This is a genomic window from Curvibacter sp. Hmag1.1 (genome assembly GCF_059769165.1).
The window spans coordinates 2,500,756-2,512,362 of the sequence record NZ_JBMBGX010000002.1 but is presented as its reverse complement, the minus strand read 5'-3'; the positions used below and the strand labels follow the sequence as shown (position 1 = coordinate 2,512,362).

At 62.0% G+C, this 11,607-nt stretch carries 12 protein-coding genes; all 12 read right to left on the bottom strand.

Going from position 1 to position 11,607, the window contains the following annotated elements; genetic code table 11:
* Nucleotides 1-9: 9 nt before the first annotated feature.
* From ACOAP0_RS12535 to ACOAP0_RS12480, 12 genes are read right to left on the bottom strand one after another with little or no spacing between them, the layout of a single operon-like run.
* Entirely contained in the window at nucleotides 10-945 is a 936-nt protein-coding gene (locus ACOAP0_RS12535; RefSeq protein WP_498376669.1) for an NAD-dependent epimerase/dehydratase family protein, read from the bottom strand.
* Complete coding sequence (locus ACOAP0_RS12530) at nucleotides 942-2,024, bottom strand: glycosyltransferase family 4 protein (protein WP_498376668.1); 1,083 nt, start codon at nucleotides 2,022-2,024, stop codon at nucleotides 942-944. The genes ACOAP0_RS12535 and ACOAP0_RS12530 overlap by 4 nt, the downstream gene beginning before the upstream one ends.
* Nucleotides 2,021-2,941: a glycosyltransferase family 2 protein gene (locus ACOAP0_RS12525; RefSeq protein WP_498376667.1), complete on the bottom strand. Its 921-nt coding sequence runs from the start codon at nucleotides 2,939-2,941 to the stop codon at nucleotides 2,021-2,023. The genes ACOAP0_RS12530 and ACOAP0_RS12525 overlap by 4 nt, the downstream gene beginning before the upstream one ends.
* A 5-nt stretch (nucleotides 2,942-2,946) precedes the next feature.
* Entirely contained in the window at nucleotides 2,947-3,888 is a 942-nt protein-coding gene (locus ACOAP0_RS12520; protein WP_498376666.1) for an SDR family oxidoreductase, read from the bottom strand.
* Between the two features lie 7 nt (nucleotides 3,889-3,895).
* The gene (gene rfbF, locus ACOAP0_RS12515; protein ID WP_498376665.1) at nucleotides 3,896-4,657 is read right to left on the bottom strand and encodes a glucose-1-phosphate cytidylyltransferase; all 762 of its coding nucleotides are present in this window, start codon (nucleotides 4,655-4,657) and stop codon (nucleotides 3,896-3,898) included.
* A gap of 3 nt (nucleotides 4,658-4,660) precedes the next feature.
* A complete protein-coding gene (locus ACOAP0_RS12510; RefSeq protein WP_498376664.1) occupies nucleotides 4,661-5,089 on the bottom strand; it encodes a dTDP-4-dehydrorhamnose 3,5-epimerase in 429 nt (142 codons plus the stop codon).
* Nucleotides 5,077-6,192 (bottom strand): CDP-glucose 4,6-dehydratase, encoded by a 1,116-nt coding sequence (gene rfbG, locus ACOAP0_RS12505; protein WP_498376663.1) that lies wholly within the window; start codon nucleotides 6,190-6,192, stop codon nucleotides 5,077-5,079. Before rfbG ends, ACOAP0_RS12510 begins: the two co-directional genes overlap by 13 nt.
* Nucleotides 6,182-8,080 carry a TIGR04326 family surface carbohydrate biosynthesis protein gene (locus ACOAP0_RS12500; protein WP_498376662.1) on the bottom strand — a complete coding sequence of 633 codons (1,899 nt, stop codon included), beginning with the start codon at nucleotides 8,078-8,080 and terminating at the stop codon, nucleotides 6,182-6,184. Before ACOAP0_RS12500 ends, rfbG begins: the two co-directional genes overlap by 11 nt.
* The gene (locus ACOAP0_RS12495) at nucleotides 8,077-8,847 is read right to left on the bottom strand and encodes a methyltransferase (RefSeq protein ID WP_498376661.1); all 771 of its coding nucleotides are present in this window, start codon (nucleotides 8,845-8,847) and stop codon (nucleotides 8,077-8,079) included. Before ACOAP0_RS12495 ends, ACOAP0_RS12500 begins: the two co-directional genes overlap by 4 nt.
* Nucleotide 8,848: 1 nt before the next feature.
* Nucleotides 8,849-9,622 (bottom strand): 3-deoxy-manno-octulosonate cytidylyltransferase, encoded by a 774-nt coding sequence (locus ACOAP0_RS12490; protein WP_498376660.1) that lies wholly within the window; start codon nucleotides 9,620-9,622, stop codon nucleotides 8,849-8,851.
* A gap of 24 nt (nucleotides 9,623-9,646) precedes the next feature.
* A complete protein-coding gene (locus ACOAP0_RS12485) occupies nucleotides 9,647-10,924 on the bottom strand; it encodes a hypothetical protein (protein ID WP_498376659.1) in 1,278 nt (425 codons plus the stop codon).
* Nucleotides 10,911-11,606 (bottom strand): hypothetical protein, encoded by a 696-nt coding sequence (locus ACOAP0_RS12480; RefSeq protein WP_498376658.1) that lies wholly within the window; start codon nucleotides 11,604-11,606, stop codon nucleotides 10,911-10,913. The genes ACOAP0_RS12485 and ACOAP0_RS12480 overlap by 14 nt, the downstream gene beginning before the upstream one ends.
* Between the last annotated feature and the right edge of the window lies 1 nt (nucleotide 11,607).

Genomic DNA, 11,607 nt, shown 5'->3' with positions numbered 1-11,607 from the left:
CCAGTACCCTCAGTCCGAAACCAAGCTTACGCCGTGGTGGCGCAGGGTTTTCGCAATGCCGTCGGCCAGACTGGTCGCGGGCTCGAAATCCAGGACCTGCCGCGCCAGCGCGATATCCATCACGCTGAGGGGAATGTCCACCGCGCGCGCCGGCGCGGCAACCACGGACAGCGTCTGCCCGGTCAGTTCCTGAACGGTGTCGACCACCTCGCGCAGGGAGTGCCCCAGGCCGGCCCCTAGGTTGATGACGGAAGGAAGCGCATCTCGCACGCCGCCGCGCAGCATGGCTTCGGCGAGGTCGGTAACGTAAATGAAGTCGCGCACCATGGTGCCCGCATCGCGCAAGGTCAGGGCCTGGCGGTTCAGCAGGCAACCGATGGCGATGGCCACGAAACCCTGGCGCCCTTGCAGGCTCTGGCCTGGCCCGTAGGGGTTGGCCAGCCGCAGGATTCGAGCCTCCAGGCCACGCTCACGCTGCGCGATGAGCAGGAATTTTTCCACCGCCAGTTTGTGCACGCCGTGGGCGCTGATGGGATTGGTGGCGGCGCCCTCGCCGATGGGGAATTGCGTCTGCACGCCATACACGGAAGCCGAGGACGCGAAAACCATCCGGGCCACGCCGGCCTGCGAGCAAACTTCAGCAAAATTCAGCGAGCCCACCACGTTGTCGTGCAACTCCCGGGCCACGTCCACGTGCAGGTCGCCCGGCACCGTGCTTGACACCAGGTGGTAAGCCAGCGCTGCGCCCGTGAGTGCCTGGGTCAGTGCGGTGCGGTCATGGTAGTCACCGACAGACCAGTGCACTGCACCCTGGAACTCCTGCGGACAAGGATTGCGGTCGAGCACCTGCACCCGGTAGCCCTGGGCCAGGAAGGCGCGCACCAGATGGCGGCCGATGAAGCCGGCTCCGACGATGGCAACAACCTGTGAGTGCAGCTGGCTCATGACAGGTCCAGCATGCGCAAGTAGGAGGCCACGAATGCCTCCGTGCTGTAGTGGATGGAAGCCCTGGCGAGCGCCGCCGCCCCAAGGCGGTCACGCGCCGGCTGATCCGATAGCAGACGAATGATTTCTGCCGCCAGTTTGTCAGGTGAGCGCACCGGAACCAGGCTGCCGGCGCGGCCCTGGTCCAACACATCGGCAACCGCCCCCACATCCGATGCAATACAGGGAACACCTAGAGCCATGGCCTCCAGCAATGCGACCGGAAGTCCCTCGGCATGGGATGGCAGAACAAACAGGGCCGTACTGCGCAGCTCATGCATGAGTGCGTTACGGTCCGTGATCGGGCCAACCATTTCTACCTGGTCCGCCAATTGCCGGCGCGTCAATTCCCGATCCCAGTAGGCCTGCTGGTCAAACAACGGGCCGATCAGGCGCAAGCGGGCCTCGGGCATTCGCGTCACCACTCCGGCAAACGCATCGAGCAAGTCCACGATGCCCTTCTCCGGGATCATCCAGCCGACATAGAGCACGCGCATAGCGTCGCGCGGCACCGGCGGCGCTGGCTGCCAGAAACCAGGTGCCACCGTAGCGGCAAAAATCATGGACTCTGTATCTGGAAAAAGTCCGCTGTAGAATTCAAGCCAGGTCCGGGACTGCGCGCCCAGCCGCATCGCCGGGTGCGCCATTCGACGACGGACCAGGGATTGCAATCCAGGCCGCTGGTGCCGCCAGAACGACGGGAAGTTGCCATCGACCATGAGCAGCACCGGCTTGCGCCCCAGGAGCAGTACGCAGGCACTCCAGAGCAACTTTTCGTAAAAGGAAAAACCGGCACTGGAGAACATCAGCACCCGGCCACCACGAGCGATGCGCAGCGCCGATCGACCGATCCGAAACAGGTTGCGCAGGGGTCGCAATGAACTTGCCAGGCCCCCACCCGTTTTGGATAGTGGCGCAGCGAAAAGAATGTCGTCCCGCCCGTTGAGGTTGGCATGCAACATCTGGACAATGGACGCAACACCGCCAACTGGCGGCGGCAGCGCGGCGAATACCAAGGCATTGGGCAGCGCAGCACTCATTGGGAACGTCCCAGGCAAGCGGAAAGGCGCGTGCGCCACTGAAGGCCACACAGCAGCGCTAGTGTCACCAAGGAGCGTGCACAGATTTCGGGCCGGCCACGCCGCAGACTGCGCCAAAGTTCCGCGCGGGCGCGCGTCAGGTCGCCCTTTGACCAAGCAAAGCGGCCGGCAGCATATGCTGCATTGGCGTCCATTGACGCCCGATCATCCGCCCCTAGTCCGGCGGCATGCACTGTGGTGACCGAGCGCATTGGTAGCGACATGTCCTTACGCGAGACGCTTTGCTGACTATAGTGATAGTAACCTAGGGGTTGGGCCAAGAAGCAGAACCGTTGCGTAATCCTGGCCAGCCGGATCCAGGCGTCGTAGTCTTCCGCCGCGACGAAATCCCGCCGCTCGTCAAAACCGTGAATGCGGTCCATTAGGTCCTTGCGTACCATCAGAGACGACGTGGCGATAGGGTTGCCCCTTAGCAGCAGGTCGCGCACTACTGGAGCATGGACCTGCCAGCTGCGGATGTGCCGGGGCAGCAGTCCCGGCCCGGAGGGCGGCACGATGCGCAACCGGTGGTATATCACGTCTGAACGATCAAAGCATCGGGCGCATTGCTCCAGCTTTTCTCGCGCCCACCAATCGTCCGAATCCAGGAATGCAAGCCACTCACCGGCGGCGGCACGGATGCCAACATTGCGTGAGACCGCGATGACACCGTCATTGCTGACCTTCAGCAGTCGGATGCGAGGGTCATTGAAGCTAGCGACTACCTTGTCAGTATCGTCGTTGGAATGGTTGTCTACCACAATGACCTCTAGCCGATCCCAGCGTTGCGCAAGCACCGAACCCAGCGCGCGCCCGATCAGATGCCCATGATTGAAGGAGGGGATCACCACTGAAATTAGCGGGAGCTGTTGTTGCATGCGATTCAGTTCCTCAGCGCGAAATGGTCGAAACAATACTGAAGTAGCGCGTCGATTTCACCGTCAATATCCAACCCGATAGCGCCGACCACCCCAATTAGCCGCTCACTCCGGAAATCCAGAGGGTTGACTACCTTGGTCTCGGGCTCGCCGCACTCTAAAGTGGCGTGCAGTCCAGTCAGCGCCAAATAGCGAGCTTGGATGCGCTGCACCAGTTCAATTACCCTCATGGCCACTCCGCCCAAGTTGAAGAGCTGCGCAACCCCTAGTTGATCTTGCATGACCAAAAGACGCTGTACCACATCGCAAACCGAAGCTAGAGGGATGAAATCCCGCCATTGTGTGCCGCTCGACTGCAGCCGGATGCGGCCTGTCTGTGCCAGCTGTCGGCAAACGTCATGGGCCAGCAAGGTCCAGCATAGCGCGTCGGGGTTCCCAGGTGCGCCAAACGCGTTTGAGAGGCGCAGAACTACAGACTTCAGCCCGTTGGAGCCTGCCGTCTGCAAAACGGCGAATTCTCCCGCTAGGTGGGAACTGGCATATGGATGCAAGTTACCCGGGCAGTCTTGCTCGCTGACCCGCCCTTGCAACGGGCTCGCATACACATGCGCTGTAGAGAAATACATCAAGCAACCTACGCCAGCTGAAGCAGCCGCCGCGGCTAATCGCGCTGTGGCCACACCATTGATTTGCAACGCTCCTACCGGATCCGCGGCACAGTCAGCTGCATTCATGCCCGCAGCATGTAAAACAACGTCCATTTCCCGGCAGGCCATTTGCAATGATTGCGGCTCATCCCATCGGAGCGTTATCACTTCATGGCCCCGCATCGACCGCATCGAGTCGGGGTTGCGTGAGCCAAGCCGCACCTGATGGCCGTGTTGTGCAAGATTCAATGCCAACCGACTACCCAGAAGCCCACTGGCTCCAACAATTAGAATTCGCATTGGCGCCTTATCGCGCCCAGGGTGCGCCCTTAGCCCAAAGGGATTCAAGCATTTCGTGGTCACGCTTGGTGTCCATGCAGTGCCAGAACCCCTTATGGCGATAGGCAACGAGCTCGCCCATCTGAGCCGCACTCTCCAATGGCTCGCGCTCGAGCATGGTTTCGTCGCCGGCGATCAGGTCAAAGAAGGCTGGCTCGACTACGAAATATCCGCCATTTATCCAGCCTTCATGCAGCTGCGGCTTCTCTCGAAAGCGCGTTACCCGCGCGCCTTCCATTTCTAGTTCACCAAAGCGCGCAGCCGGACGGACAGCCGAGACCGTGATCATCTTGCCGTGGCTGCGATGAAAAGCCAGCAGGGCATTTAAGTCGATGTCCGCGACTCCATCGCCATATGTAAGCATGAAGGTCTCGCTGCCTACGTACTCCCGCATGCGCCTTACCCGGCCGCCGGTCATAGAAGCGTCGCCGGTATGAACCAGCGTCACCTGCCAGTCGACCGGGTCAACTTGGTGCGGCGACAACGCGCCAGTGGCCAAGTTGACCGTGAAGTCCGCATTCAGCGCGCGATAGTTCAGGAAGTATTCCTTGATGACGGCAGCCTTATAACCCAGGGCGACGTAGAAATCCTTGTGCCCGAAATGCGCGAAGGTCTTCATGATGTGCCACAGGATAGGCTTGCCGCCGACCGGAACCATGGGCTTAGGGACGACGTCGGTGTATTCCGCGAGGCGTGTACCAAATCCGCCCGCCAGCAGGACAACTTTCATGCTTCAGTTCCAATCATAGTTAACGGCATCGAGACCCAGACGCTCGACCTCCAGAGGGTCGTGCTCGATGCTTGCCAAATTCAACACCAGACTCGGCTCGACGGATCGCCCCTGAAATCCGAACCAGATGCCCGGCGGAATGGTCAACCGGGCATACCGTGACTCCAGCCCGATCACTTCCTCGCGGAATGCGGCGGGGCTGCCGTCCCAGAATACAAAGCGCACGCTGCCGACCGGGACCATCAGGTTCATGGTCATGCGTAGGTGCCGCTTCCAAGCCTTGGCCACACCAGGATTAACCCAGGAAAAATACGCTTCGCCGAAGCCGGCGAAGCCGGCTTCGCTCTGTTTCATGGCATGCAGCACATCGCCGCCTGCCACCTCGACCCGCTTCAAGGCCGTCACCAGGATGTCGGCGATTACTGCGCCCATGCCAGTCCCTGCAAGCGCGCCATGTCGCAATAGGCCAGCACTTGGGCCGCGGTGACCCGGGTAATCTGGTCCGGATCGCGGTAGTAGGCACCATACCACTGCGCGGTCATGCGCACCGTATCTTCAAAGCCCATCACAGCGCGCCACTGCAACTGTTGCAGCGCTTTGTCACAGTTGAGCTTGAGCAGCCCAGATTCATATGGCCCCTTGGCGGATTGCGAAACATCTTCCCAGCGCACCTGGTCCCAGTGGCGCGCCATCTGCTCGACCAGCAGCAGGACACTATGGTTCTGCTGCGCCGGCGGGCCAAAGTTAAAAGCCTCACCATGCAGCGTCGGCTGGCTGGCCAATGCAGCGGCAAGCGCCAGATAGCCGCCCAGTGGCTCCAGGACATGCTGCCAAGGCCGCGTAGCATGAGGGCTGCGCAGCTGAACCACGTCACCCTTGGACCAGGCCCGGACACAGTCCGGCACGATGCGGTCGGACGCCCAGTCACCACCACCGATGACATTGCCCGCGCGGGCGGACGCGATGCGTACCTTGCTGCCAGCCGGGAAATAGGACTTCACATGGGATCGTATGACGAGCTCGGCCGCACCTTTGGATGCGCTGTAGGGATCAGGCCCGCCGAGCGCGTCGGTCTCGCGGTAGCCCCAGACCCACTCCACGTTGTCATAGCACTTATCACTGGTGATGATCACGGCCGCGCAAGGCTTGTCCAGCGCCCGCAAGGCTTCCATGACATGCAACGTCCCCATCACGTTGGTCTGCCAAGTTTCCAGCGGGTCGTCATAGGAGCGGCGCACCAACGCCTGGGCTGCTAAGTGGAATACGAAGTCCGGCTGGATCTGGGCCACCACGTCCCGCACGGTCTGCGCGTCGCGCACGTCGACGCGCAGATCCATCAGGCCCTTGTCCATGTGCGCGGCGGCGAAATGGGATGGCTGGGTGGGCGGTTCCAGCGCTAGGCCTACCACCCTGGCGCCCAGCGTGTTGAGCCATGCGGTCAGCCAGCTGCCCTTGAAGCCAGTATGACCAGTGACAAGTACGCACCTGCCATTAAATGCTGTGTTCAGATACGACTCGATCACTCTAATTCCCATTTGTTTCAGAGGTGCTGCCACCGGCCTGCGGCAGGCCCAGCAGCTTCCTCCAGCGCGTCAGTTCACCATCTAGATAGAAATATTCGTCCCGCTCACAGGCTTGCGCTTGGCGGCCGCCGCAATCCAGCAACGAGGCCACCAACTGCTGCGGGGACTCGAAGAATGCAACGCTCGGCTGGCCTCTGAACGGGCTCAGATTGAGGTATTGGCCTGATGTGCCAATTATCACTGGTTTACCCCCCAGAAACGCGTCCACGCAAGCGGAAGTGCTGTTTCCGGCGATAACGCAATCGTAGCCAGGCAGCAGCTCTAGCAGTGCGCCAGCCACCACCGCGATATCCAGCCCGACGGCCTGTTTCGGGTCCAGCGGATAGGCCGGATGGGGTTTGAAAGCGAAGCGGTAGCCGGCCGGCAACATGCCCTGCGCCTGCTTCACCGTGGACAACAAGGCACGTAGCGCATCGCGCTCCATGTCGCCGACGATAAGGACGCGGGTCTGTCCAGGCACGCCTAGCGCTTCTCTCCCCCCCTGCGATCGGGCCTGTGCCAAGTCTAGGTAACGCAGCGCTTCCGCCGGTACCAGCCGGCTTGCGCCGTAACCCTGGGCCAGCAATGCTTGCCTTGCCGCTTCGCCATTGACTGCGATGGCATCGGGCTGGGGCAGGAACCCCAGTTGCAAGCTGCGGGCGTCCTCGGCGTAATAGAGGTGCCAGAATGGAACCGTGGCATGCACCACCCCGGTGATGGTGCCGTGGCCATGCCTGCGCCACGCGGTCAGGAAGGCTTTTTCCCACGCCTGGTTTTCAAACAGATAGAAGCCGCGCGACTGCCGCGGCAGGTCACGTAGCGCGGCATCGAACAAATGCACGCTGATGCAGTTCGCCATGCCGACCCGGCCTGTCAGGGAACTGGACCAGGCCGACTGCACGACCGGCCACAGATATGCAGGCAAGCCACCGGACTGCAGGTAGGCAGGCAAGCTGCGCAAGGCCCATGCGCGCCGGCACAGGGTCAGCCAGCTGCGCAAGGCCCGGCCAAGCACCCACCAGCCCAAGTACGAGTCCACGAAGCCGTGCAGCCCCTGAGCGGCGCTTGCCGCATTGAACCTGCGCGCCAGCAGGACCGCCGCGCCGGCATTCACTGCGGCCTCGCTAGGCCAGTAGTTCTGCAGCCAGTTCAGCCGCAGTCCGCATTGGGCCAGCAACCCGGGCAACGGACCCCACTGGCGGGATTCAAACCGGCCCTGACCGGCAGCGGACGGGTCCAGATGCACAAAATAGGAACACATCAACACCGCGTCCTGGCCCTGGTGCCAGGGCAGCGGGCGAACCCGGCGCAGCGGCAAGCGGCGCCAGAGGTGGACCACGGCCGCCAGCGGTGCCTGCAGCCAGCCCGCCCAGCCCTGCGTCTGCCGCAGCCGCGCCAGCAGGCTGGCACGCCGCGGCGATTGCAGCTCGCAGGAAAACGGGATACCGAGGCATTCGCACAGCGCGCGCACCGCACCAGCCAGCTCAGCATCACAGGTGCGCAGCGCCAGCGACTGCACGGGCTTGTCGCGCAACAGGTCTTCCAGGGCCAGCAGGCGCAAAGCCTGGTAGATCTCTGGCGTCTTGAACGGGCTTTTCTCCGCGATCAGCCCCATCCACCAGAAATTGTTGCCATCGGCATCCTCCATGTGCTGGCACACCGGCCGGCCACCGATTTCCAGCGCGCCCAAGTCATGGACGAAGGCAAGATAGCGACCCCGGATGCGGACCGCATGGGCCTCCAGATACGCAGGGACCGAGAGTGAATCCGCGCACTCCACGGCGGAGTGCCAATGCAGGACCTGACCTTCAAACTGCGGGCAGGTGCCAGGCAGGTCCCAGATAAGCCCGGCCGAATTCACCGGATACCTCCGCCCAAGGAACCCACGATATCTTGCGGCAGTTGCAATTGCATTTCCATTGCCGCGACAACGGCGCCCGCCGGGCGCTTGCGCAACGACAGCGCGACGAAGCACAGCCGGCTGTACGGCGTGACCGCCGTCGCCGATGGCTTGCCCCAGTACCCGTTGGCGCTCAGCCGGTCGGCACCGAGCTGGCCCAATTGGCCCCAGAGCTCTGCCGCATTGGAAACCACGTAGGCGGCACGCTCGCCCTGCATCAACCCGTCGGCGTTCATGAACTGGTACGACTGGCCAAAGTCCTTGCAGCCGGGCCCATCCGTCAGGCGGAAAGTCGCGACCAGACGCCCCCCCGGTTTCACGTGGGACCACACGACCTTGAGCATGTCCTCGAATTGCACGTTCCAATCGATGCAGCTGAGCGAGAACACCACGTCATAGGTCTTGCCCGACAGCTGCTGCTGGCTGATTTTAAGCACATCGCCCTCGTGGATCCGGGCGGCAGGATTCATGCGCCGCGCCGCCATGGCCGCCGCCGAATTTATTTCGACGCCCTCATACTGCGCCACTCCGAAGTGCTCGCGCAATGCCAGGCCTAGGCCGCCACAGCCGCAACCGACATCTAGGATGTCACTGTCCACCCCTAGGTTCAGGGCTTCGATGACGGCGCGTTCCGACGGATAGAACTGGTCCCACTGGACGCGGTGCGCGGAAAAGTACTCGGACAGCCAGTTCGTCTTGTATTCGATATTGAGATGCTGGGCGCTCATGCTATTTGTAGCTTTCCCACAGCGCATCGCCCTGCATGTACTTCTCCACCAGCGCGATGTCGCCGGGACTGTCAACGGAATAGGACTGGATGTTGGGATACGGCGCGATGTGCTGACGGAAACTCATGTCGAGGATCCGGTTGCTGTCGCAGGCCTCCAGTTGTTCAAGCCGAGTCTCCGCGTGCTCGGTAAACATCTTCAGGTACTTCCAGCGGAAGGCGAAAATCCCGTAGATGCGGCGCGCCATCAGGTCCGCCGAAAACTCGCCCTTGCAGTAGGGCAGCGGCGCGCGTGAGGTATACAGCACCTCGCCGGTTGCGTTGTGGACGAGCTTCACGGTATCCGGATTTGTCCAGATGTCCTTGTCGACGATGTGCATCGCCAGGATCGTCCCGGCCTTGCTGGCGTCATGCAGCAGCGGTTCGATGACCACGTTGATCATGTCCGGCCGCATCATGGGTTCGTCGCCCTGTACGCAGACGACGATGTCATCCTCCGCCACCGGTTCGCCCAGCCGTTGCACCGCCTCGGCCACGCGGTCCAGCGCGCGGGTATGGTGGGAACCGGTCATGGTGCAGGAAATGCCTTTTGACGCGGCAAAGTTGGCTATCTCGTCGTCGCATGTCGCCAGCGTCAGCTTGGACCAGCCCTGGTACATCGCGGCGCGCAGGAACACGTGCTCGACCATCGGGCGGCCGAGGATGGGGTACATGGGTTTGCCTGGAAAACGCGAGGCGGCCATGCGCGCTGGCACGATTCCATAAATCTTCGTCATCTGTGAATTCCTTTCAGTGAAATCCTAGCGGGTAAACGGGTCCTCAGCCGCGACTTCCGGTGGGCGAGCAGCCAGCAGCATGGCGCACATCAAAAGCCAGCCATCGTTAAATAATACGTCACCAAGATAGAGCAGCACGAGCAGATAGCTGAGCAACACCCAGTGCAACCTTTGCAATACAGGACGAGCCATCCGGCCCAGCCCAGCATGGTGCCAGATTCGCAGATTCAATCCGAGCCAGGCACAGAACAGCGGAATTCCGGTGGCCGCAGCCAAGCGCAGGTAGGAGTTGTCGCCAAACCCCAGGCCCTCGGGTGTGCGCAGGCTTTTGAGCAGTTCGGCGGGCACGCCAAAGAAAAAATAGTTCCAGTCGGAAAACAGTGCATTGGCCAGTAGCACATTCTTCTGCGTCCGGCCATACATCCCCTCTAGGCGATATCGGTCCAGCAATTGGGGATAGCCCAACAACGTGACCAATACCATGACGCTAAGCACCGCGGGGACAAGTACCAGCAGCAGGCGGCGAGTCTCTGGCGTGGCTTGTGCCACCTGAGTGGCCAGCAACACCAGAAACGGCATGGACACGTACACCATCGCCATCCGGGACAGCGATGGGACGACCGCCGCCACTAATAGCAACCACAAGCCTAGGCAACCGGCCAACGTCGGCAGGCTCCCCAGGCGCCGCGTTTGCAAGGCTACGAGGTAGCAGGCCGCGAACCCGGCCACGCTGATCATCTCGGCATAGGCAGACGGATTTCCCAGCGTTCCGGCTTCCCGACTGGTGAACAATGCCCACTCCTCCGTCACAAAGTAGGCCAGCCCGCGCACATACGAACCTGTCCCCGTCACCACCTGGGGAAACACATGGACATGCAATAGCCCAACCAGCGCCTGCACTACGCCCTGCAGCAGAACCAGGCAGAGGAACCAGCGCTGGAAGCATGCGTCGCGGGACGCCGCAAGCCCGGCCAACAGCGCGGCCGGGAAAAGGAAGAGGGGCCGGGTATTGACCACGACCTCAGCCACACCGGCATCCGGCCAGTACAGCCCCGCCCAGATGCCGGCGATCCACAGCATGGCGCAGACCAGCAACAGATTGCGTGCCAGCGCGCCGCCGGCCCGGATGACAACAACAAGCATACCGGCTACGGCGATGCCCAGGGGCAGCATCAGCCAGACGTTCTTGCCAAACAGCGTGAGCTTGAAGAGCGAATACAACAAGGCCTGATGGGGTAGCAAGGCAAGCCCCAACAGCAATGCCAACTGCCCACCGACGAAGAGCCAGTCACAACGCTGCATGGGGTGGCGTTTTGCGCTGCAGCCACAAAACCTGCAACAACGCGACGAACAGGGCCACGAGCAGACTCTGTAACGCCAGTATCCTGCTCTCGGCCTGGGGGGCGAACGCGGCAAAAGATTGTACGGATACGCTGTTGATACCCTGGGCGGCCATCAGCACATGCCGCTTGGACTCCATGGCCGCTCCCAGCGTTCTGGCATCCTCCTGCAACTGCTCGATGCGCTGGGCGCGCAGTGACACATAGTTGCGCTGCAGGTAGTCTGCCTCAAAGAGCTTGGCATGCTGCTCCGCCTGTAGCGCCCTGAGTTCCACCTCCATGGACGACAGGCGCATGTCAATGCGCGTCTGCGAACTCGCATAGAAAGCCCCCAGGAATTGCTTCAGCTCGGCTTCGACCTGCACCGGGTCCTGCTCCTTGGGGACCCAGACGCGCAGCACATACCGTTCGGCAATGTCGGCCACGGGAAACTCGATCTCGATACCCCGAAACGGGGACCGGGAATACAGCGGCATGATGTCGGCACGCGCCGTCAGCGGGACTTCCAGCCTTGCTTCATACCCTTGCAACTGCCCCAGCCGGTACTGCTTCCAGCCATAGAAGCCCAGGCCCGCAAGCGCGGCGACCAGCAGCACAGCACCCATAGTGCACAGGCGCTGCTGCATGGGCCGCCAGCCGCGCATC

Coding starts and splice junctions, on each gene's coding strand:
- ACOAP0_RS12535 (WP_498376669.1), bottom strand. CDS start 945: ATGAGCCAGCTGCACTCACAGGTTGTTGCCATCGTCGGAGCCGGCTTC.
- ACOAP0_RS12530 (WP_498376668.1), bottom strand. CDS start 2,024: ATGAGTGCTGCGCTGCCCAATGCCTTGGTATTCGCCGCGCTGCCGCCG.
- ACOAP0_RS12525 (WP_498376667.1), bottom strand. CDS start 2,941: ATGCAACAACAGCTCCCGCTAATTTCAGTGGTGATCCCCTCCTTCAAT.
- ACOAP0_RS12520 (WP_498376666.1), bottom strand. CDS start 3,888: ATGCGAATTCTAATTGTTGGAGCCAGTGGGCTTCTGGGTAGTCGGTTG.
- rfbF (WP_498376665.1), bottom strand. CDS start 4,657: ATGAAAGTTGTCCTGCTGGCGGGCGGATTTGGTACACGCCTCGCGGAA.
- ACOAP0_RS12510 (WP_498376664.1), bottom strand. CDS start 5,089: ATGGGCGCAGTAATCGCCGACATCCTGGTGACGGCCTTGAAGCGGGTC.
- rfbG (WP_498376663.1), bottom strand. CDS start 6,192: ATGGGAATTAGAGTGATCGAGTCGTATCTGAACACAGCATTTAATGGC.
- ACOAP0_RS12495 (WP_498376661.1), bottom strand. CDS start 8,847: ATGAGCGCCCAGCATCTCAATATCGAATACAAGACGAACTGGCTGTCC.
- ACOAP0_RS12490 (WP_498376660.1), bottom strand. CDS start 9,622: ATGACGAAGATTTATGGAATCGTGCCAGCGCGCATGGCCGCCTCGCGT.
- ACOAP0_RS12485 (WP_498376659.1), bottom strand. CDS start 10,924: ATGCAGCGTTGTGACTGGCTCTTCGTCGGTGGGCAGTTGGCATTGCTG.
- ACOAP0_RS12480 (WP_498376658.1), bottom strand. CDS start 11,606: ATGCGCGGCTGGCGGCCCATGCAGCAGCGCCTGTGCACTATGGGTGCT.